Genomic DNA, 21155 nt, shown 5'->3' on the forward strand with positions numbered 1-21155 from the left:
AGAGGAATATAAGATTCGTTAAAAATAAAAAAAGTTTGCCACGAATTACACTAATTTTCACGAATTCTATTTATTTAAAAATCTTTAATTCAATTAAAATTGACAAATAATTTGTGCTAATTCGTGAAATTCGTAGCTAAAAAAATAACACAAAAAAGGCCTGACTTTCGTCAAACCTTTTAAAACTAATTCAAAACTATCTAACAAATTACTTATTCAGTCTGTTGAAATTTAAAAGTTAAATCTCCTGCATAATATGTATTACGTGCGTTTGTTGGAAACAATGTTTCTGTTGCCAAACTAGAAATATAAGCATAACCTGTAATTGTAATATTTCCTGCTACAATAGGATAAGTAGCTGCAGATCCGTCTGTTTTTGTCCTGTTAATCCAGTCATCGCTGTTTACCGTAAAAAAATATTCTTTCCCTTTAGTAAGCGCAATTGATGTAATTGCTTTTTCTACCGTTACGTTTGCTGTGGCTACATTTAGAGTTTCAGATTTGATAACTGTTTTTGTTGCTGCATCCCATAAAGTAACTCTTAAAGCTGCATTTACATCTGGAATTTTCACTATTATCGCGTTTATTTTTCCGGTTACGGTTGGCTTAAAGCTAAAACCATATTCATAAATTCCTGCGTTTTTTTGATCTAACGCTTTCTGGTTGAATCCTGAACCTGCCAAATAAGCATCTAAAGGATTTTCTTCACTATATTTTACTGCATCGCTGTCGTTATCACTGCTGCATGAAAATGTAATAAGCGCAACTGATAAAACAGCAAAAAGTGTTTTTAAAGTTTTCATAATATTTTAATTTAACTGGTTTTTATTATTTGGTTTGTTTCAAAAACTACGGTTGAATATTAAAACGTGCACAAACTTCTTCGTAGCTCATTTTAGCATAATCCAGTTTTGCTGCTTTTGCTGTTTTAGCGGCAACACCGCCCGGAATCAAAATATATCTCCAGCTAAGTGTTGTTGGAAGACCTACTGTTCCTGATCCTGAATGTGTAAATCGGAACAACTTGATTTTCTTTAAAGTAGAAATGGCAGTAATTGTATTAACTGTTCCGCCTGCCAATGATGTATAAGGTAATGTAAAAGTTCCTGTGCCATAAGACATATACACTAATATGGTTCCTTTTGCAAGAATATCATCTGATAATTCCGGTGCATTAATACTGGTAGACATTCCTGAAGTTCCGTCTATTGTTTCTGCAACTGCTGTTGGAGCTGTTAACCAAGCGCTATAAATAACATTTGCTGTTCCTGTATCTCCTTTTTCTCCATCGACTCCGTTTGTTCCGTCATCGCTGCTGCACGAAATTGTAGAAACTGCGACTAATAAAATAGTAAAAATTGTTTTTAAAGCTTTCATAATAATTTAGTTTTAATATTCGTTAAATGGTTCGTATTTAATTCAATAACATTATTTTTGTAAAAGACAAAATGATATAAATGATCCTTTTTTTTGTGTGTTGAATTAATTCTGAGGCAAATTTGCAGGAATAAAACAGCCCTAAAAACAGCTAATAGACAGACGACATTTTAAATAGACAGACGACGTAAAATTGAATTAAATGACCAAAAAATACACCTGTATTATTATTGATGATGACGAAATTGACAGGTTAACGGTGGTATCGTTTGCCAAAAAATTTCCGATTCTGGATATTTTAGGTGTTTTTGAATCGGCTGAAGAAGCGCTTCCGTTTATCGAAAATCAAAAAATAGATATCTTGTTTCTTGATATTGATATGCCGGGTTTAAGCGGCATTGAATTCAGAAAAAAAGCATTAGAAGTTCCTGCTTGTATTTTTATAACCGCACATCCGGAACATGCAGTTGAAAGTTTTGAAATCGAAACTTTAGATTTTATCGTAAAACCTTTAAAATTAGATCGCTTTGCGCAAACCGTAAGTCGTATTGAAGAGTTTATGGAAATTAAACTCAAAGCTTCTCTTTTTGAGGCCAGTATTGGCGGTGACACTATTTATATTAAAGAAGGTCATGAACAAACGAAAGTAAAACTGCATGAAATTTTATATCTCGAAGCTTTAAAAGATTACACACTTATTATTACCAATAAAAAAAGACATTGTGTTTTGTCGAGTATTGGGAATCTTTTAAAAGAAGATCATTTTCAGTCTTTTATTAGAATTCACAGAAGTTATGCCGTTCAAAAACAGTTTATTCAGAAAATAAATTCAACCGAAATTATTTTAAACAACAACATTGCAATTCCTGTTGGAAGAAGTTATAAAGAAAACCTAAACCTGTTCTCATGAGAAAAATAGGTTTTTTGTTTTTACTTTTTACAAGTCTTTCTGCTTTTGCGCAACAAGAACCGAATTTAGGGCGATATCAAACTATTGATGAAAAACTCAAAGTCTGGTTAAAATACACCACTGAAATTTTAGACAAGGAAGATTATCCAAAATTAATTGCTGCCACACAAAAAGGAATTGAGATTTCTGAAAATCATCCCGCCTATTTAAGCCGATTCTATTTACAACGCGGAAGTGCGTATGAATTTAGTAATAATCAATATCAAAAAGCATTGGTTAATTATGAACAAGCCTGGAAATATGCCAGAAAAGCCAGAAATCTAAAAAATGAAACAACTGCTTTAATGCGGCTTAATTACATTTATTATTCTGTTCAGGATACTGCAAAAGGCAAATCATTGGCAAAATACATTAAACAAGTTGTTGATACTACAAAAAGCAATCGCACAAAATCTGTTCTAAACGGAAGTCTGGCCGAATACTATCAGAATAATTCGGAATATGAAACTTTTATTGGTTATCAATTAAAAGCAATTTCATATAAAAAACTGCTTAAAAAAAATAAAGTAAACGAGGAAAATATTGGCATATCTTATCTTCAAATTGGGAGCGCTTATACCAAAATGAAGCAATTTAGTAAGGCTATTGAATATTTTAATGAGGCAAAACCGTACGTAAAAAACTCTCCTTATGTTAGTGCCTTTTTAAGCAATTATTACTTGCACAGCTACGTTGCATTAAAGGAAAAAGACAGTGTTCGCAAATATTACAACCTAATATACACGTACCCAACAATAAAAGATTCTCTTTTTATCAATTTAAGTTTCGCTAACAGAAGTATGTCTGAGCATTCTACAAATGAAGGCAAAATAAACAAAGCCTATGATTATGCACAAAAAGCCGTTTTGTATGCACAAAAATCGAATGATGAAGATATCATAATGGAAGCAAATACTGTTTTAGGAAAGGTTTTGAATGAAAAAGGAGAACACAAAAAAGCAATCGAAGTATTAAAGAAAGCATCAACAAAGGCTTTAAAATACGATAAAGAATCTTTTGTAATCATTAATAAAAAATTATCTCAAAGTTATGCGGCGCTGGGGCAATGGAAAGAAGCCTATTATTACAACGAAATCTACAGCAAAAACAACGACGAAATGATGGCGCAATCTGCTAAGCAAAATATCGCCAATGCCGAAGCTCGTTACCAAAATAAAACCAAAGGGCAGGAAATAAAAAATCTTTCGACTCAAAATACCATCAAAAATATTCAGATTTCAGAGGCTAAAAAACAACGATTTTTTTTAATATCAGGAATTATATTGATTGCAATTATTGGATTATTGCTTTTTAGACAGAATCAAAACAGAAAGAAAACCAACCAAAAACTACAACTTTTAAATCAGGAATTAGACGAAGCCAATAAAGTAAAAGCTCGTTTTTTTGGTATTCTGAATCACGATTTAAGAAGTCCGGTTTCGAATTTAATTCACTTTTTACATCTTCAAAAAGAAAATCCTGAATTGATTGATGAAGCCACTGCTTTAAGAATGCAGACAAAAGTAATTTCGGGCGCAGAGAATTTATTATCGTCTATGGAAGATATTTTGTTGTGGAGCAAAGGTCAAATGGAAAACTTTAAACCTCATCTTCAAAAAATTTCGATTGCTGTTTTATTTGAAGAAAGTGAAAAGCATTTTTCAAGCGTTGAAGACATCCAAATCATATTCGAAAATCCGGAAAACATTAGTTTGATTACCGATGAAAATTACCTAAAAACCATCATCAGAAATTTAACCGGAAATGCCATAAAAGCACTCGATAAAACGCCTAACGGAAAAATAATCTGGAAAGCCTGGCAGGAAAACAACCAAACTTATCTTTCGATTACAGACAATGGCCACGGTGGAACTCAGGAACAATTTAAAGCGCTTTACGACGACTCAGAAGTCATCGGAATCAAATCTGGTTTAGGATTGCATCTAATTCGGGATTTGGCAACGGCCATTAATTGCAAAATCGAAGTAAAATCTCAACCTGATTCAGGAACAACTTTTACGATTATATTTTAAAAGGTTTGCTACAGATTGAATGTAATCTTTGTCTATAAATTTAAGTTTCACGCAGATTTTGCAGATTAAGCAGATTTTTTTGATTTACTTTTAATCCGCTTAATCTGCAAAATCTGCGAGAAAACAAATTTTACGTGTGAAATCTGTGACAAAAAAAACCACACAAACTATAATTCGTGGCAAAAAAACACCAAATAAAAAAGGCTTGACTTTCGTCAAACCTTTTTTAAATATAAATTATAATCTTACGATTACAACAAAGCGTCTAAACTATCAGCGTAGGTTTGTTTCGGAGCAACTCCTACTTGTTTTCCTACTACTTCACCGTTATGAAAAACCAAAACGGTTGGTATGTTACGCACACCATATTTTGCAGCGAATTCCTGGTTTGCATCAACATCAACTTTACCAACAACTACTTTACCTGCGTATTCTTCACTAATTTGGTCAATGATTGGTCCAACCATTCTACAAGGACCGCACCATGCTGCCCAAAAATCTACCATTACTGGTTTATCTGATTTCAAAACTACTTCATCAAAAGTAGCATCTGTTATTGCTAATGCCATAATATTTTATTTAAGTTATCCCTTTTGACTATGCTCAGGGTTACAGTTTTTAAATGTGTTTTTAACTGAGTACAAATTTAGAAATTAAAAACCAATCAAACGTCATTCGTAAATTAGTTTTAATTATAAATGTATTGTCAATAATTATATTAATACTAAAATTCTTATTTATAAGTTTTGTCTTACAACTATCTGAGTGTCATGTTTATGAAATGCCATTGTCTTTTTATTGTATCTTTAATAATCAGAAATTTTGATTCAGATGAAAGCAACTTTACTTCAAATAAAAAACGCATTGCAATCGGCACATTTTAAAAAGTATGCCAAACGTGCTGGTATTTTTATATTGATACTTATTGCATTGTTGCTTCTTGCATGTGGCGGATTATCACTTTATTTCAATCAGAATAAAACCGAAATCATTGCCAAAATAAACACTAAAATTAATGAAAACATAAACGGAGAATTTCATATTGGCGATGTTCATTATAAGTTTTTAACTGGTTTTCCAAACTTTACCCTTGCTCTAAAAGATGTTGAAATAAAAGACAAACAATGGCAAACCCACAAACATACGTTGCTAAAAGCAGAAGAAATCGAAGTGCGTTTGAATGTTTGGAGTTTATTGCAAAAAGACATCAACATTCATAAAATATTGATAAACGATGCTAATATTTATGTTTACAAAGCCGAAAACGGATATTCGAATGCTACTATTTTTAAACCAAAAAAGAAGAAAACACCCAAAAATAAATCAAAAACCGAAACTACAATTGATCAGATTGACCTCAACAATGTTCATTTTACGTTAGACAATCGCATTGGTCATAAATTATTTGATTTTGATGTTGAAAGCTTAAAATCGAAAGTAGATTTTGATGGAGACAATTGGCAAACCGATGTTTTTCTAGATACTCAAATTAGCAGTTTGGCCTTTAATACTGTTCACGGAAGTTTTGCCAAACAAAAAGAACTCATAGGAACTTTTTCAGTCGCTTATTCTGATGAAAAAGAAAGAATTGATGTTGTAACGAAAAACCTAAAAATAGGATCGGATGCTTTTGATATTATTGCTTTTTTCAATCTCGCTAAAGGAAATGCGCTTTTTGGAATCAATATTAACACTAGTATTTTATGGCAAAATGCATCGAATTTATTATCGGCAAACATAAGTTCTAAGCTTAACCGATTCGATTTAAAAAAGGAAATCGATGTGAATTGCGATATCAAAGGTGATTTTAATGCCGAAGGAGATCCGAGAATTGTCGTTCAGGCTAAAATTGAAAATAATGAATTGAGTATTCCCGACGGATTAATTACGGATTGTAATTTTAAAGGCATTTTTACCAATAATTTTAAACCAAAAGAAGGTTTCAACGATGCAAATTCGGCTATAATTCTGAGTCATTTTACGGGTAATTACCGCAATATTCCGCTTAAAATTCCGCAGGCTGTTATCAATAATTTAGAAAAACCAATCGCAACCGGAATCGTAAATTCTGATTTTGATGTTACAAAGCTAAACGAAATTAGCAGCGACAAATGGATTCAGTTTACGGAAGGTCACGCCACGGCCAACTTAAAATTTCAGTTTGATATTGTCGATTTATACATTACTAAACCACGTTTTATAGGAAATGTAAATGTTAACAATACCTCATTTCATTATATTCCAAATGATGTTCACGCTATAAAAACCAACGTTCAGCTCGATTTTACCGAAAAAGCGCTGGTGATTAAAAAAATCGCTTACAAACACAAAAAAAATACGATTTTCATTGACGGTAAGATCGATAATTTCCTGAATCTCTATTACGATGCTCCAGAAAAAATGATCGTAAACTGGAACGTTTATTGCCCAAATATTGATGTGAAACAATTGCTGGCAGTTTTGGCGGTTTCCCAAAAAAGAAAAACCACAAAACAACCCAAGAAAAAAAGTACGCTTTCGAATCAAATGCGAACTGCAATCGAAAAATGTTCTGTTGTAATCGACATCAAAGCAGATAATATTACGTATAATAAACTGACGGCAACCAATACCAAAGCCACGATTACGATGATAAATTCTCAATTGTTGGTCAAAAATGGTTCTGTGCAAACTTCTGGCGGAAATGTTATTTTTAGTGGCGCGCTAACGCCTCAGGGAAAAAACTATATTTTTACCTCAAACGCACAGGTAAATCGTGTTGATATTGCGAGCTTTTTACGCTCGTTTAATAACTTTGGCGTTCAGTCTTTTAATCCTAATAATATTCGCGGAAAACTCAGCAGCAATGCCAATGTTAGCGCTTTAATCAACAGCAAAGGCGAAATGATTACAAACTCGATGCGCGGAAATCTGAATTTTAATGTCACTCAGGGCGCTTTGCTTAATTTTGAACCTATTGTAAAAGTGGGCAAATTTGCTTTTCCGTTTCGCGATGTCAAAAACATTACATTCAGCGATTTATCCGGCAATCTTAAAATGCGTGGAGAACAAATAGATGTTGGTGATTTTACAATAAGTTCGAGTGTTTTAAATATGGATGCTGCAGGAATTTATTCTTTTGGCCGCGGAACCAATCTTGCGCTCACAATTCCTCTTCGAAATTCTAAAAATGACATTAATCTAGCTACCAAAGCCGAGCGCGATGCCGTTCGCGAACGCGGTCTTGTGTTGCATTTAATTGCTTTGGATGATGAAGGGAAAATGAAAATTAAGTGGGGGAAGAAGGATAAGTAGCTTTTTTTATCGCATTTTTTTTCATTTGGAGGAACGAGGAATCAGACTCGAAATTCGACAAAGATTGAGGCTTTGATTACGGAGTTACTCGCGGGAGATTCCTCGTTCCTCGGAATGACAAACTAACCGCATACGCTATCTAACAACTGTAAATTTTCCCCAATCTTGTCATTCCGAGGAACGAGGAATCTCCACAAGTAGCTCGACATAAATTACGCTTTTTTAAATTTACTGAATTAGAAATGTTTTAGAAATAGTATTTAAATCTCTTCAATTCCTAATGATTTAAAAAATTCAAAAGTCCCATCATACATAAACTCTGGCCTTGTAATATCTTCATTATTTCCAAAAGGAATATAAATTACCATTCCTTGTCTAGCTCTAGTCAATAAAACACGATAAGAATTAATTAAATAATTTGTAATTTCAAGACTATTGATGTTTTGCCATTTTGTTCCTTTAAATTTTCTATAATTCCATTGATTGTTGTGATAAAATAAATCTCCATCCCAAGCAACGCAAGTCCAATCTAATTCTAATCCTTGAATATCAAATTCAGTAGCTACTTCTTCAAGAAAATAAGAAGAACGAATATCATTGCTATCATTTAAAAACCAAATTGGAGCATCAATTTTCGCTTTTACGTTTAATCCAAAAGGTCTTAAGCGAATACCTCCAGATGAAGCCACAACTCCAATTCTTTCAGAGCCTTTTACCGATATTTTTAACCAATTTCTTGCTTGATCTAAATCACGAGTTATCTTAATTGGATAATCTCTTTTTATAAAATGCTCATAAACTTCTTTAGCTTTTTCAATATTATTATTGATAATTTCTTGAATGAAATTAGATAATTGAGCACTTCTAAATGATCTCAAAGAGATGGATAAATGCAATTCATCTTTCTTTATTGCTTTCCTTTTATTTAAAACATGTAATGCATCTTTATCTTTGATATAATTTTCGTCTTCAACAATTTTAGAAGAATAATAAATATCCCAATCTTCAAATTTATCAGAAAATGGTCTAATCCATTCTTCTAATCCTGCTTCTCCAGTATTAATTTCTTGTCCTCCTCCAATCAAACAAACTATTGTACACCAATCTTTATGTCTGTCCATTACTTCAATAAGAAATTCAGGTTCTGATTTATTAAAATCTGAAATTCCTTTGTTTCTCTTCATAAAATTTGAAGCTTGTTCTTTTGTCCATGCTCTTTGCGCTTCATCGAAAATTGTAACTTTTTCAATTGGCGCTTTTTCATCTTTTATAGAAGCATCTCTAAAATGATGAATATTTTTGAATGAATGATTTTACATGAGATTTAGCAAAAGATTTTGTTATAATCGAATTTTCTTCCCTAGAACTTTTAACTTTATCTCGCGCTAAAGCTTCTCTTAAAACATCTACCAGAGGACCATTACCTGAAAGAAAAACAGCATGTTCTTCCTGTTCATAATTTGAACGTAAATTAGCAATATTTAATCCTGCTAATGTTTTTCCTGCACCAGGAACTCCAGTGATGAAGCAAATTGATTTTCTGCTTTCATTTTTTGAATAATCTATAATTTCAGAAATACATTCTGAAGTAACAGATAAATTTTCTGCACCTGAGTCACTTCTTGATATTTCAGAAACATTATGTTTTTTATATAAAGCTGTAGCCGCTTCTATAATTGTTGGTGTTGGTTTATATATTGAATTTTCCCAAGTGTCAACATTTACAATTTCTAAATCTTTAAATTTTGCTAAAGATTCAGATATTACTTCTGATAAATTATTTTCATTAGCTACAATTGTTTCGTATAAATTATCCAGAGATTTTTTGTAAACATTATTTACATTACTTGCTTTATCAGCAATTAAAATTGGAATAATATTCTTAGCATGACTTCCTTCGTGAAAATTATTCAAATCTAATCCATAATCAAAAGCTTGGTCTTTTGCGTACTTGTCATAACTATTTGAATCAATCTTAAATTCTAAAACAAATATGCAATTATCAATAATTAAAATATTATCAACTCTTTTACCCATTATAGGAATAGTAAATTCAAAGTAAACTCTTCCCTTAAAATTTAAAATAGTTTGTTTTAGAATTTCAATTTGAGTTTTCCATGCATTAGATTGTTGAATGGTCAACTTATTCAAATCATAGTTGCCAGATATTTTCCCATAAATGCTATCATTATTTTCAACTATAAAATCATTAATGAAATTTGAGTAATAAGCCCTATTCATCGAATAAGTCTTTTACTTTAACCTCTAAAGCATTTGCTAATCGTTCAACAACTTCAATAGAAACATTTCTTTCACCTTTTTCAATAGTTGGTAAATAAGTGCGATCTATCTCAGCTAAATTGGCTAGCTTTTCTTGAGATAATCCTTTGAGTTTTCTAAGCTCCTTAATTTTGAGTCCAAATTTTTGCTTAATATCCATAGTAAACAAAAGTTGCAAAACGTAGACTCTAAAACAACGGAGTATAGTCGGCTTTTTATTTGCCTTTGAAATAAAATTCCTATGTTAAATAAAAAAAAATCTTGTGGTGCTTCTTTTAGTTTTATTCTCATTTTTGTCATCCTGACGGAGGAAGGATCACACTAGAAATTCCACAAAGTAAATCGCCAATCTTTACCGAGTTCCGTGTGTGATCCTTCCTCCGTCAGGATAACAAAGCAGGTGAAAATTAAGAACACAAAATAAAAAAAGCCACTTCACAGTGGCTTTTTCAATACTTTTAATTATTCAGTATCCAGATAAGGATTTAGAATTTCGGCTAATTCATTCAACAAATAGTAACCTTGTTCAACTGATTTTGTATCGATTTGCAAGGTTTCGCATTCTCGCATTAGAGATATAGCGAGAAGATAATTTACTCTTCGAATTGCTTTTGCAAAGCTTTTAGGATCGATCGATTGATTGAAAAATTCGTTTAACTGCAATTCTGTTTTTTTTGAAAGGCTGTTTACACTCATAATCTGAAAATTTAGGAAATATAAAACCCGTATGGGTTAGCTGTCCTACGCCTTTCAGAGCGTTGCAGTTGTTTCCAATACCGCCAGCGTACCACACGGGCAAAAATTTAGTCATGTTCATAATCTGAAAGTTTTAGGACTGCGAAGATATTAAAAAACACTTTGATTTGTGCGGGTTTTCTACATCAATTTAAAAGGTTTTAATTTTCAGTTTGCTTATTGTTGCGTGGACTTCGACTACGCTCAGCCTGACAATACGGGAGATTTCTTATTTACTGAAATCATATAGCGAACGGAGTTTCTAGTGCGATTCTTCGTTCCTCAGAATGACAAAATTGTGTTTCGTTATTCGCATAAAAATTTCACAATGTTTTATTAACTCGCTTGGCTTTTCAATCTAAAAAAAATAGCTTTGAGAAACAATCATTAAAATATAAACCAATATGAAGATTCAAATCAATACAGACAAAAACATTGAAGGACACGAAAGATTAGCAACTTATTTCTCTGAAGAATTAGAAAAAGGATTAGCCCGTTTTGAAGAAAAAATAACTCGCGTAGAAGTTCATTTTGGAGACGAAAACGGAGAGAAATTTAGCTTAAATGATAAAAAATGCGTGATCGAAGTTCGTACAGCAAAACTACAACCGCTAACCGTAACAGAACACGCCGATACGCTTGAAAAAGCTTTTAGTGGCGCTTTGGCAAAAGCAAAAAAATCACTTACTACCACTTTCGAAAAAATGAATGCACATTAAGTTTTTTAAAGGTTCAAAGTAACAAAGGCTCTAAGGTTTTCTTAGCATCTTTGTACCTTTGTTACTTTGTATCTGTGTACATTTTCTTTAAAATTTTGGCAGTGGCACTTTTACGGCAATATCGCTACAAACACACTAAAGGCTCTAAGGTTTTTTTCTTTGCACCTTTGGACCTCTGGACCTTTGAACCTTCCTCTAAGATTTTGGTAATGCAGCTCCAACGGGAATATCGCAACGATGTCCAGGTTGTCCGTGTGCAGGATTCATTCCTTCGGCAACGGTTGGGGTTTCGGTACTTAATAAAGCCGGAACATTATTATTTGCGGGCGGAGTTACTGTAAAGGTTTGCGAACTGCTTCCGCCTTGTGGCGCAGCAGCTGTTTGTTTTGCCGCTACAGGCGAATTTAAAGGCGCTCCAACCGGAATATCACATCGGTGTCCGGGTTGTCCGTGCGACGGATTCATTCCTTTTCCTACTTTTACAGGAGCAGCAATTGTTGTAGTTGTTGTAACTACATTTTGTTGCGGCGCATTTACCTGAACGCTTTGTGTTGGCTGTGTTGTTGTTGTTTGTCCTTGCGTTGGAGCCGAATTTAATGGCGCACCAACGGCAATATCACAACGGTGTCCCGGTTGTCCGTGTGCAGGATTTAATCCGGCATTTGAACTCAAAACCGTATTTGGATTTGTTGCAGGCTGTGTTTGAACTACAGAATTAACTTTCGTCGTATCTTTCATTAATCCTAGTTTTACCAATTCTGATGTTGGTGTGTTTTCCTGAGGTTCTAATTCTTTTTTGCAAGAAATAAAAAGTATTGAAGAAAGAACTAACGAACTGATAAGTATTTTTGAATTCATGATTGTAGATTTTAAAAGCTCTCAAATATAGTAATTAAACCATATAAGTAATATAAGAGATTTTAAGATTTAACTTATTATCTCTCGCGAAGTCTCGAAGTTTTGTTTCACACAGATTACACAGATTTAAGCAGATTTCTTTTTAATTAAAAATCACTTTTAAAAAATCATCTGCATATATCTGCTTAAATCTTTTAAAATCTGCGTGAAATAATTTGTAGCAAAAACTTTGCGACTCTGCGACTTTGCGAAATTAATTTATGGACAATAAACTTTAAAACATCCGCTTAAATCTGCAAAATCTGCGTGAAACTTTCTATCGTCTAAAAAATCATTCTTACCTTTAAACTCAAATAATATCACTCATGAAAAAATCAATTCTACTACTTTTATTCGTTGCAACATTCGCAAATGCACAAAATGCTGAAAAAGAAAAAATCAATCAAACCCTTGATACCTGGCACAAAGCTGCTGCCGATGTAAAATTTGAAGCTTATTTTGATGTACTGGCAAGCGATGCTGTTTATATTGGAACAGATGCCACAGAAAACTGGACAAAACCAGAATTTAAAACCTGGGCAAAACCTTTTTTCGACAAAGGAACAACGTGGAATTTTACGGCTCTTGAGCGTCACATTTTTTTTGATAAAAGCGGAAAAATTGCCTGGTTTGATGAATTGCTGAATACGCAAATGAAAATTTGCCGCGGATCCGGAGTTTTGATAAAAGTGGGCAAAGAATGGAAAATTCAACATTATGTTTTATCAATGACAATTCCCAATGATGAAGTTGATGCAGTAACCAAAATAAAATCGCCTGTTGAAGATGTTTTGATAGACAAGCTTAAGAAAAAATAAACATTTTCGGGCTTTCTTATTATAATCCTAACTTTTCTAGCACTTTACAAAACAACGTATCGATTTCATTTTAATATATTTAGCAATAACGGCTTGTTTTTGGAACTCAAAAATAACAAACTATCAAAAAAAGAAAGCAAAATCTAAAATATTGACTAAAATCACACGGCAACCTCTATTTTAACGGCACTGAAAATCAAAATCTGTATTTTTTTTTAACTTTGACCCCAAAAAAAATAGGGTTCTTTAAAGTATTTGAAAAATGAAAATAGAAAGACGCTGGATCATTTCCTTTATCATAATAAGCATTGTTTGCATTACTGGCGCATTTTGGCCAACGGTTACTGAAAATAGTTATGTTTTATCTGAATTTGGCACTACAGAACATATTGTTCCTGCCGATGTTGCCTGGATGTTAACTTCTTGTTGTCTCGTTTTGATCATGACTCCGGGATTATCCTTTTTTTATGGAGGAATGGTAGGCCGAAAAAATGTTATTTCGACTATGTTACAAAGTTTTATTTGTTTGGGCGTTGTAACACTTTTATGGGTTGTAGTAGGTTTTAGTCTCGCTTTTGGAGATCCTGTAGGTTTTGGTTCAGGAGAACATTTTTACAGTTTCTTTGGTAATCCAACCACTTTTGCTTTTATGGATTATGTAGGCGTTTTGCCTCATAAAAAATTGGCAAGTACGATTCCGTTTATGCTGTTTGCTTTGTTTCAAATGAAATTTGCCATTATCGCTCCTGCAATTATTACGGGTTCATTTGCAGAACGCGTTCGTTTTATATCGTATTTACTTTTCATCAGTTTGTTTACCATTTTTATTTATGCGCCTTTATGCCATTCAGTTTGGTATCCAACAGGCGTTTTAGGCAGTTATTTTGGCGTAAAAGATTTCGCCGGAGGAACGGTAGTACACATGAGTTCAGGATTTGCGGCTTTGGCCGGAGTTCTGGTTTTAGGAAAAAGAAAAAACAGCGATCATATTCCAACCAATATTCCGTTTGTGTTATTAGGAACAGGAATGTTATGGTTTGGCTGGTTCGGATTCAATGCCGGTTCTGCGCTTGCCGCGAACGGAACTGCCGCAATGGCTTTTGCCACAACAACAACATCATCGGCCGCAGCCATGTTAACCTGGGTTTTCTTTGACAGAATGAATGGCAGAAAAGTTTCCGCTTTGGGTGCTTGTATTGGCGCTGTTGTCGGTTTGGTTGCTATAACGCCTGCTGCAGGTTTTGTTTCTGTTCCTGAAAGTATGTTCTTCGGATTCATTACGGCTTTGGTTTCTAACTCGGTTGTAAATTGCCGTTTTTCTAAAAGATTTGACGATACTTTAGACGTTTTTGCCTGTCACGGTGTTGGTGGAATTATGGGAATGATTTTGACTGCAATATTTGCTCACGGCGAAGATGCGAGTTTATTACACGGCGGCTGGAACGTATTTGCACATCATATGATGGCATTGGTTTTGGTTTCTATTTTTACTTTCTTCGGAGCTTATTTCTTATTTAAAGTAACGAATTTCATTATTCCGCTTCGTGTTTCTGAGGAAAACGAACATATCGGACTTGATTTATCGCAACACGACGAAACACTTGATCCCAAATTAAAACCAATTACTGAACCGCATTACGGGTAAAAATATATTTTTTTAGCCACGAATTCACGAATTTTGTTTTTAAAATAATTCGTGAATTCGTGGCTAAAAATTTTAAAACCTAATTGCACTGTTTTCATTCGTTTATATTCCTTAATTTTGCTGAAAATTTTTGTAAAAGTGGGAAGTAAAAATAAACTAAAAAGATTCAGAGAAAACGAGACATTTCAAAACGTTTTTCAACCAACCAGAGAAGAAGTTGTAGGCGATTTAATGCCTCTAAAAGGAAAATGGAACTCTGATTTCTTTAAAAATGATAATCCTTTAGTTTTAGAATTAGGATGTGGAAAAGGAGAATATTCTGTTGGATTGGCAGAAAGATATCCTAACAAAAATTTTATCGGAATTGATATTAAAGGTGCCCGTTTTTGGAGAGGTGCTAAAACCGCTGTTGAAACCGGCCTGCATAATGTTGCTTTTATTCGTACTCAAATCGAATTGATCGATCATATTTTTAACGAAAATGAAGTAGACGAAATCTGGATTACTTTTCCGGATCCGCAAATCAAATACAAAAGAACAAAACACAGAATGACGAATTCTGAATTTTTGAAATTGTATAAAAAAATCCTTAAAAAAGATGGTGTTGTAAACCTTAAAACCGATAGCGAATTTATGCACGGTTATACTTTAGGTTTGCTGCACGGAGAAGGACACGAAGTTTTATATGCAAATCATAATGTATATACAAATGAAGGAAGTCCGGAAGAAGTTACTGCTTTTCAGACTTTTTATGAAAAACAATATTTAGAAATTAATAAGGCAATTACGTATATTCGCTTCAAAATTAAAGATTAATTTAATTTTGAAAACAATTTTCTAACCCATCAATCAACTGAATGGCATTACTTACTCCTTTACTTTCAGGTTTTATTGCCGCTTTCATCGGAATTATTCCGCCCGGTTTAATAAACATGACAGCTGCAAAAATAAATTTGAAAGAGGGAAAAAAGAATGCTTTATGGTTTGTAATCGGAGCGGTTTTAGTGATTTTTTTTCAGGTTTATGTGGCTGTTTTATTTGCTCACGTAATCGACAACAGACCAGACGTTGTAACTTTATTGCGTGAAGTTGGATTTGTTATTTTTGCCATTTTAACGATTTACTTTTTGTTTATCGCAAAAGAACCAAAAACCAAAAAAAAATCGAAGATTAAAAAAAGCAGCAAAAAAAGCCGTTTCTTTTTAGGCATGTTACTTTCGGGTTTGAACTTCTTCCCGATTCCGTATTATGTTGTGGTTAGCGTTACTTTGGCCTCATATCATCTTTTTGTATTTGAATCCAATGTTATTCTTACTTTTGTTTTGGGTTCTGTTTTAGGATCATTTGCTGTTTTATACAGTTATATTGCTTTCTTTGGAAGAATAGAAAAGAAAACCGATTATTTGATGCGTAATATGAATACTATTATCGGAAGCATTACCGGCTTAGTTGCTATCGTGACGCTTTTTAATATATTGAATTATTATTTCGGGTAAAAAAATATGCCACAGATTTCAAAGATTAAAATGATTTTAAAAATTTGGTTTCACGCAGATTTAAGCAGATTAAAATTAAATTGAAAATCCTTTTAGATCAGCTTAAATCTGCAAAATCTGCGTGAAAATTTCATTAACGAATCATTTTTAATCTTTTATCCCGATAGCTATCAGGAATGGCAAAAAATACAACGTATGGCTGAAGAGAATTTTTTTGAAAGAGTTTATGTGATCGCCAGACAAATTCCGTACGGAAAAGTAACTTCTTATGGCGCAATAGCAAGAGCATTAGGCACAGCGCGTTCTGCACGAATGGTGGGTTGGGCGATGAATGCCTGCCACAACATGGATGATATTCCGGCACACAGAGTCGTAAACCAAAAAGGACTTTTAACAGGGAAATTTCACTTTGACGGAACCAATTTAATGCAGCAACTTCTCGAAAGTGAAGGCATTAAAGTCGTAAACAATCAAATTGTAGATTTCGATAAACATTTTTGGAAACCTGAAGTTGAACTTTAAAATTTTCCCCATATAAGTGATATAAGTTCGTTTTAGCGGTTCCTGCAAGGTTTTCAAAACCTTGTAGGTTTAAATTCTTCAATCACAACGTGCAGAATACCTACAAGGTTTTGAAAACCTTGCAGGAATTGAGATGAAAAAATCAAATTAAGCAAATCACAAAGTCGGTTTTTTCTTCATCGGTTTGGTAGCTTAAATAACCGCCGTGTGCTTCTATAATATTCTTAGAAAGTGTCAGGCCAATTCCGGCGCCATCTTTTCTGGTGGTAAAAAACGGAAGAAATACTTTGTCTCTTATTTCAGGATCGATTCCTTTTCCGTTGTCTGAAATTATGATGAAAAAACGATTGTTTTCGGTATAACTCGACAGAAACATTTTCTTTTCTGCTTTGTCTTTTAAGGCATAAATACTATTTGTAATCAAATTGATAATCACTTGTTCCATTTGGTTTTTATCAATCAAAATCGAACGCGGACTATTGATTTCGTTAACCAACTGAATATTCTCAGATTTCAAAATCGGATTCATGATTCGGAGACAATCATCAAAAAGCGCATTTATAGGCGTCATTTGTTTGTTTGGTGTTGGCAGCATGGCCAGTTTTCGGTAATTCTCGACAAAAACCTGCAAATGATCACTTCTGTTTATAATGGTCGAAATACTGCTTTTAATGTCTTCAAAATCGTCTTTTTCGAGTTCTTCCTGATCTACAATTTGAAGTAAATTCTGCGAAAGCGCCCGAATTGGTGTTAATGAATTCATCAATTCATGCGAGATAATTTTCATCAGATTTATCCAAGCTTCTTTTTCTTTCTTTTCAATAACACGCTGAATACTATCTAATAAAATGATAAAATATTCTTTATTGTAGGTTTTGGTTAGCGATGTTTGCAACATAAAAGTCTGCAAATCCTGTTCTTCTATTTTTATAGAAATAGCCGATTTTAATTCGGTAAAACCAAGGCTTTCAATTTCATTACAAAGCGATGGAAGGTAATTTTTAAGATATTTCCAATGACTGACTTTTGGCACTTTAAACAAGTCTGAAAAACAATCGTTCATCAAAAAAATATTCCATTCTTCATTTTCTTTTTCCAATATTAGAGTTCCTGTATCAATACTGTTCAAAATAGATTGATAAACCACTTCTTTTGAGGTTTTTTCTTGTTGTTGCTCTTTTAGTGTTTCATATAAAAGATACAGCGTTTTAAAATTATCTTTTCTATTCTCCTCAGGAAAATTGGTCGAAAAATCATTTTGTAACATCGACATTAATGTTCTGTCGTAAAAAAGCACTCTGTTTTGGACATAAAAATACATTTCTGCCAACATGATAATGGCAAAAAATCCAACTAAAAATGCGTTGTAATAAAACATTTTGTAAATCAGAAAAACGCAAAAGAAAAAGAGAATCATTACAAACAAAACTCTCACGAACAAGGCGTTATAGAACTTCCAGTTTTTCATTATTATAATTTTATTAGCCACAGATTAAAGTGATTTTGGGCTTTGTCTTAAAATTTTAATCTCTCGCAGATTCGGCAGATTTAGCAGATAAAAAAATCTTTATTCTTTATTCTTTGTTCTTTATTCTTTATTCTTTATTCTCAGTTTTTCAAATCGTATTTTTCAATTCTTCGGTATAAAGCTGCTCTTGACAAACCTAATTCTTCGGCAGTTTTACTGATATTTCCGTGGTGTTTGAGCAATGCTTTTTCGATGGCACTTTTTTCCATTTCAGATAACGGATTATCATCGTTTTCCTGAATTTCTTCAAAATCAAGAATATCCAAATCGTTTACAGAAATTGTATTATTATCGGCTAAAATTAGAGCGCGTTCGATCTTATTTTCCATTTCACGGATATTCCCTTTCCACGGATATTTTTCTAAATAAGTCGAAACGTTTTCATCAAAACGCCATCCCGAAGCTTCGGGACCATGATTGTATTTTTCTGCAATCTGATCAAGAATAAAATGCGCCATTGGTACAATATCATCTTTTCGTTCGCGCAAAGACGGCAAATTAATTTCCATTGTATTAATTCGATACAGTAAATCTTCGCGAAAGGTTTTGTTTTTTACCTCAGCTTTAATATCGCTGTTTGTCGCCGAAATTATTCTGACATTTAAAGGTCTTGGTTTGCTTTCGCCTAAACGAGTAACAGTTTTGGTTTGTAAAACATGTAATAATTTGGCTTGTAAATGCAACGGAATATTTCCTATTTCATCAAGAAAAATAGTTCCGTTTGAGGCAGTTTCAAATCTTCCGGGCGTATCTGTTTTAGCATCTGTAAAAGCACCTTTTGCATAACCAAAAAGTTCACTTTCGAATAAATTATCGCTTAAAGAACCTAAATCTACATGAACAAAAGGTTCTTTTTTTCTTGCTGAATTTTGATGAATAAATTCGGCAAAAACATATTTTCCTGTTCCGTTTTCACCTAAAATTAAAACATTCGCATCGGTTTTTGCTACTTTTTCGGCAATAGAATAGGCTTGTTTTATTTTGGCAGAAGTTCCAACAAAATAGCGCTTTTCTATTTTTTCATCTTTACTTTTTTTGCTATTTTTTCTACTTTCGGCAACAGCCTTTTCAATGGTTTCGAGCAATTTTTCGTTATGCCACGGTTTCAAAACATAATCAAAAGCACCAATTTTTATACCTTCTACAGCGGTATCAATTTTGCCAAAAGCAGTCATTAAAATCACAACGGTTTGTGGCGAAAGTGTTTTTATTTCTTTGAGCCAGTGAATTCCTTCGCGTCCGTCTTCAAATCCAATTCGGTAATTCATGTCTAACAAAACCACATTTATTTCATTTTCATTCAAAATAGAAATAATCTTTTTTGGACTGTTTGTTGTAAAAATGGTTTCAAAATGTTTTTTGAGAATCATTTTTGCCGAAAAAAGAATTTCTTCCTGATCGTCAACAATCAATATTTGGGCTTGTTTTTTTCGCATGGTATTTATTTTTGTCCGATTTTGAACGATCAACTGTTCATTATCGAACACTCCTTTTTTTGAATGGTTTTAAAAGCTTCTTTAAAATCAATGCTTTACAAATAATAAATTTTGTGGCACAGTATTTACCTATTGGTTATCAGTAAATTATTTAAAAAATGGACAAGGTAATTCCTCGTAAAAATAGAAAATTTAGGTATCTGACAATAGCAATTGGAGCTTTTTTAGTTTTGGCTGTGATCATCTTTATTTCTTTTAACACTAAAAGAAGTTTAAATGTAAAAGCGGAAGAAATAACCGTTCAAAAAATCGAAAAAGATTTCTTTGAAGATTTCGTGGTTTTTCAGGCCAAAGTTGAACCATTGAATGTAATGCTTGTAAACGTTACCGAAGGAGGATCTGTAAAAGAGATTTTTGTAGAAAATGGTGCTATGGTTACTAAAGGGCAATCGCTGGCACGTTTATACAATCCAAATACTGAACTAAATTATCTAACTCAGGAAACGGCCATTATTGAGCAAATTAATAATTTGAATACGGGAAAACTGAATATCAGAAATCAGGAATTGAGCTTAACGAAAGATTTTGTGTTGATCGAACATGATTACAATGATGCAAAAAGGTTGTACGATATGAACTCGAAATTATTTGCTAAAGATGTGATTTCGAAAAATGACTGGAATACGTTTAAAGAAGGTTTACGTTTTCAGGAAGAACGCAAAAAAACGATTCAGCAAAGTATTCAAAAGGAAAAACAATCTAATCAATTGCAAATTTCTCAAATCAACCGTTCTATTCAGACGATGGAAATGAGTTTGGATATTTTAAGAAATAATAAAAAGAACTTTTTAATTACTGCTCCTGAATCTGGCCGATTAACTTCATTTGAACCTGTTTTGGGAAAAACATTTCAGGCAGGAGAAAGCATCGGAAAAATTGACTCGAAACAAGGTTATAAACTTGTCGCTGAAGTGGATGAATTTTATCTGGAAAAAATCAGAGAAGGTTTAAAAGGCCAAGTCGAATTTAAAGGAAAAGCGCTTGAAGTTTTAGTTACAAAAGTAATTCCGGAGGTAAAAAGCGGTCATTTTATTGTAGAACTGGCTTTTACTTCTAAAGAAAATATCACTTTGCAGGATGGTCTTAGTTTTGGTGTGAAGCTGATTTTATCGGAGAAAAACAAAACGCTTGTAGTTTCAAAAGGTAGTTTTAATCAGGAAACGGCAGGCAAATGGATTTTTGTTGTAAAAGGAAATAAAGCAGAAAGAAGGAATATAAAATTAGGTCGCGAAAATCCTTCATATTATGAAGTTTTAGAGGGATTAAAAGAAGGAGAATCTGTGATAACGTCATCGTATTCTGATTATAAGGATATTGAGGAGCTTTCTATTAGTTCGCAGTAACAGTTTTCAGTTCTGTAACTAAC

At 33.1% G+C, this 21155-nt stretch carries 20 protein-coding genes; 10 read left to right on the plus strand and 10 right to left on the minus strand.

Annotation, left to right across the window (positions count from 1 at the left end):
• Window positions 1–212 precede the first annotated feature (212 nt).
• Together GKZ86_RS03500 and GKZ86_RS03505 are read right to left on the minus strand one after the other, a co-directional pair.
• The gene (locus tag GKZ86_RS03500; RefSeq protein ID WP_154781711.1) at window positions 213–803 is read right to left on the minus strand and encodes a DUF4082 domain-containing protein; all 591 of its coding nucleotides are present in this window, start codon (window positions 801–803) and stop codon (window positions 213–215) included.
• A gap of 46 nt (window positions 804–849) precedes the next feature.
• Complete coding sequence (locus GKZ86_RS03505; protein WP_154781712.1) at window positions 850–1377, minus strand: hypothetical protein; 528 nt, start codon at window positions 1375–1377, stop codon at window positions 850–852.
• A 202-nt stretch (window positions 1378–1579) separates the two neighbouring features.
• Here GKZ86_RS03505 and GKZ86_RS03510 point away from each other — a divergent pair, with 202 nt between their 5' ends.
• On the plus strand, window positions 1580–2287 hold the full coding sequence (locus tag GKZ86_RS03510) for a LytTR family DNA-binding domain-containing protein (RefSeq protein ID WP_154781713.1): 708 nt from the start codon (window positions 1580–1582) through the stop codon (window positions 2285–2287).
• Window positions 2284–4359, plus strand: a complete 2076-nt coding sequence (locus GKZ86_RS03515; RefSeq protein ID WP_154781714.1) for an ATP-binding protein — start codon at window positions 2284–2286, stop codon at window positions 4357–4359. Before GKZ86_RS03510 ends, GKZ86_RS03515 begins: the two co-directional genes overlap by 4 nt.
• 251 nt (window positions 4360–4610) lie before the next feature.
• Here the strand turns inward: GKZ86_RS03515 and trxA are convergent, their stop codons facing one another.
• Window positions 4611–4928 carry a thioredoxin gene (gene trxA / locus GKZ86_RS03520; RefSeq protein WP_041516662.1) on the minus strand — a complete coding sequence of 106 codons (318 nt, stop codon included), beginning with the start codon at window positions 4926–4928 and terminating at the stop codon, window positions 4611–4613.
• Window positions 4929–5190: 262 nt separating this feature from the next.
• On the opposite strand from trxA, the gene GKZ86_RS03525 reads away from it, so the two are divergent.
• Window positions 5191–7653, plus strand: coding sequence for an AsmA-like C-terminal region-containing protein (locus GKZ86_RS03525; RefSeq protein ID WP_154781715.1), 2463 nt, complete (start codon window positions 5191–5193; stop codon window positions 7651–7653).
• Between the two features lie 260 nt (window positions 7654–7913).
• Here GKZ86_RS03525 and GKZ86_RS25430 read toward each other — a convergent pair whose 3' ends face one another.
• The 4 genes from GKZ86_RS25430 to GKZ86_RS03540 all read right to left on the minus strand — a co-directional run bounded on the left by GKZ86_RS25430 (window position 7914) and on the right by GKZ86_RS03540 (window position 10629).
• The gene (locus tag GKZ86_RS25430; RefSeq protein WP_317173540.1) at window positions 7914–8948 is read right to left on the minus strand and encodes a DNA/RNA helicase domain-containing protein; all 1035 of its coding nucleotides are present in this window, start codon (window positions 8946–8948) and stop codon (window positions 7914–7916) included.
• A complete protein-coding gene (locus GKZ86_RS25435; protein ID WP_230328235.1) occupies window positions 8935–9894 on the minus strand; it encodes a DNA/RNA helicase domain-containing protein in 960 nt (319 codons plus the stop codon). The genes GKZ86_RS25430 and GKZ86_RS25435 overlap by 14 nt, the downstream gene beginning before the upstream one ends.
• Complete coding sequence (locus tag GKZ86_RS03535) at window positions 9887–10093, minus strand: helix-turn-helix domain-containing protein (RefSeq protein ID WP_089477728.1); 207 nt, start codon at window positions 10091–10093, stop codon at window positions 9887–9889. Before GKZ86_RS03535 ends, GKZ86_RS25435 begins: the two co-directional genes overlap by 8 nt.
• A 302-nt stretch (window positions 10094–10395) precedes the next feature.
• Complete coding sequence (locus tag GKZ86_RS03540) at window positions 10396–10629, minus strand: hypothetical protein (protein WP_154781716.1); 234 nt, start codon at window positions 10627–10629, stop codon at window positions 10396–10398.
• Between the two features lie 443 nt (window positions 10630–11072).
• On the opposite strand from GKZ86_RS03540, the gene GKZ86_RS03545 reads away from it, so the two are divergent.
• Window positions 11073–11387, plus strand: a complete 315-nt coding sequence (locus tag GKZ86_RS03545; RefSeq protein ID WP_154781717.1) for an HPF/RaiA family ribosome-associated protein — start codon at window positions 11073–11075, stop codon at window positions 11385–11387.
• A gap of 195 nt (window positions 11388–11582) precedes the next feature.
• On the opposite strand, the gene GKZ86_RS03550 is transcribed toward GKZ86_RS03545, so the two are convergent.
• Complete coding sequence (locus GKZ86_RS03550) at window positions 11583–12245, minus strand: hypothetical protein (protein WP_154781718.1); 663 nt, start codon at window positions 12243–12245, stop codon at window positions 11583–11585.
• 365 nt (window positions 12246–12610) lie between these two features.
• Between GKZ86_RS03550 and GKZ86_RS03555 the strand changes: the two genes are divergently transcribed.
• From GKZ86_RS03555 to GKZ86_RS03575, 5 genes are all read left to right on the plus strand, one after another.
• Complete coding sequence (locus GKZ86_RS03555; RefSeq protein ID WP_154781719.1) at window positions 12611–13102, plus strand: nuclear transport factor 2 family protein; 492 nt, start codon at window positions 12611–12613, stop codon at window positions 13100–13102.
• Window positions 13103–13364: 262 nt separating this feature from the next.
• The gene (locus GKZ86_RS03560; RefSeq protein ID WP_154781720.1) at window positions 13365–14747 is read left to right on the plus strand and encodes an ammonium transporter; all 1383 of its coding nucleotides are present in this window, start codon (window positions 13365–13367) and stop codon (window positions 14745–14747) included.
• Window positions 14748–14885: 138 nt separating this feature from the next.
• A complete protein-coding gene (gene trmB / locus GKZ86_RS03565; protein ID WP_059114995.1) occupies window positions 14886–15563 on the plus strand; it encodes a tRNA (guanosine(46)-N7)-methyltransferase TrmB in 678 nt (225 codons plus the stop codon).
• A gap of 41 nt (window positions 15564–15604) precedes the next feature.
• A complete protein-coding gene (locus GKZ86_RS03570; RefSeq protein WP_154781721.1) occupies window positions 15605–16243 on the plus strand; it encodes a LysE family transporter in 639 nt (212 codons plus the stop codon).
• Between the two features lie 195 nt (window positions 16244–16438).
• Window positions 16439–16765, plus strand: a complete 327-nt coding sequence (locus GKZ86_RS03575) for an MGMT family protein (RefSeq protein ID WP_154781722.1) — start codon at window positions 16439–16441, stop codon at window positions 16763–16765.
• Window positions 16766–16907: 142 nt separating this feature from the next.
• Here the strand turns inward: GKZ86_RS03575 and GKZ86_RS03580 are convergent, their stop codons facing one another.
• Window positions 16908–18233, minus strand: a complete 1326-nt coding sequence (locus GKZ86_RS03580) for a PAS domain-containing sensor histidine kinase (RefSeq protein WP_154781723.1) — start codon at window positions 18231–18233, stop codon at window positions 16908–16910.
• Between the two features lie 140 nt (window positions 18234–18373).
• Window positions 18374–19729: a sigma-54 dependent transcriptional regulator gene (locus GKZ86_RS03585; RefSeq protein WP_154781724.1), complete on the minus strand. Its 1356-nt coding sequence runs from the start codon at window positions 19727–19729 to the stop codon at window positions 18374–18376.
• Window positions 19730–19887: 158 nt separating this feature from the next.
• On the opposite strand from GKZ86_RS03585, the gene GKZ86_RS03590 reads away from it, so the two are divergent.
• Entirely contained in the window at window positions 19888–21132 is a 1245-nt protein-coding gene (locus GKZ86_RS03590; protein ID WP_154781725.1) for an efflux RND transporter periplasmic adaptor subunit, read from the plus strand.
• Window positions 21133–21155: the final 23 nt, after the last annotated feature.

The sequence above is a fragment of the Flavobacterium sp. LC2016-13 genome, assembly GCF_009707955.1.
Classification (GTDB): Bacteria; Bacteroidota; Bacteroidia; order Flavobacteriales; family Flavobacteriaceae; genus Flavobacterium.

What these genes read in the sequence shown, in the direction of transcription:
- GKZ86_RS03500 (WP_154781711.1), bottom strand. Translation starts at nt 803, where the DNA reads ATGAAAACTTTAAAAACACTTTTTGCTGTTTTATCAGTTGCGCTTATT.
- GKZ86_RS03505 (WP_154781712.1), bottom strand. Translation starts at nt 1,377, where the DNA reads ATGAAAGCTTTAAAAACAATTTTTACTATTTTATTAGTCGCAGTTTCT.
- GKZ86_RS03510 (WP_154781713.1), top strand. Translation starts at nt 1,580, where the DNA reads ATGACCAAAAAATACACCTGTATTATTATTGATGATGACGAAATTGAC.
- GKZ86_RS03515 (WP_154781714.1), top strand. Translation starts at nt 2,284, where the DNA reads ATGAGAAAAATAGGTTTTTTGTTTTTACTTTTTACAAGTCTTTCTGCT.
- trxA (WP_041516662.1), bottom strand. Translation starts at nt 4,928, where the DNA reads ATGGCATTAGCAATAACAGATGCTACTTTTGATGAAGTAGTTTTGAAA.
- GKZ86_RS03525 (WP_154781715.1), top strand. Translation starts at nt 5,191, where the DNA reads ATGAAAGCAACTTTACTTCAAATAAAAAACGCATTGCAATCGGCACAT.
- GKZ86_RS25435 (WP_230328235.1), bottom strand. Translation starts at nt 9,894, where the DNA reads ATGAATAGGGCTTATTACTCAAATTTCATTAATGATTTTATAGTTGAA.
- GKZ86_RS03535 (WP_089477728.1), bottom strand. Translation starts at nt 10,093, where the DNA reads ATGGATATTAAGCAAAAATTTGGACTCAAAATTAAGGAGCTTAGAAAA.
- GKZ86_RS03540 (WP_154781716.1), bottom strand. Translation starts at nt 10,629, where the DNA reads ATGAGTGTAAACAGCCTTTCAAAAAAAACAGAATTGCAGTTAAACGAA.
- GKZ86_RS03545 (WP_154781717.1), top strand. Translation starts at nt 11,073, where the DNA reads ATGAAGATTCAAATCAATACAGACAAAAACATTGAAGGACACGAAAGA.
- GKZ86_RS03550 (WP_154781718.1), bottom strand. Translation starts at nt 12,245, where the DNA reads ATGAATTCAAAAATACTTATCAGTTCGTTAGTTCTTTCTTCAATACTT.
- GKZ86_RS03555 (WP_154781719.1), top strand. Translation starts at nt 12,611, where the DNA reads ATGAAAAAATCAATTCTACTACTTTTATTCGTTGCAACATTCGCAAAT.
- GKZ86_RS03560 (WP_154781720.1), top strand. Translation starts at nt 13,365, where the DNA reads ATGAAAATAGAAAGACGCTGGATCATTTCCTTTATCATAATAAGCATT.
- GKZ86_RS03570 (WP_154781721.1), top strand. Translation starts at nt 15,605, where the DNA reads ATGGCATTACTTACTCCTTTACTTTCAGGTTTTATTGCCGCTTTCATC.
- GKZ86_RS03575 (WP_154781722.1), top strand. Translation starts at nt 16,439, where the DNA reads ATGGCTGAAGAGAATTTTTTTGAAAGAGTTTATGTGATCGCCAGACAA.
- GKZ86_RS03580 (WP_154781723.1), bottom strand. Translation starts at nt 18,233, where the DNA reads ATGAAAAACTGGAAGTTCTATAACGCCTTGTTCGTGAGAGTTTTGTTT.
- GKZ86_RS03585 (WP_154781724.1), bottom strand. Translation starts at nt 19,729, where the DNA reads ATGCGAAAAAAACAAGCCCAAATATTGATTGTTGACGATCAGGAAGAA.
- GKZ86_RS03590 (WP_154781725.1), top strand. Translation starts at nt 19,888, where the DNA reads ATGGACAAGGTAATTCCTCGTAAAAATAGAAAATTTAGGTATCTGACA.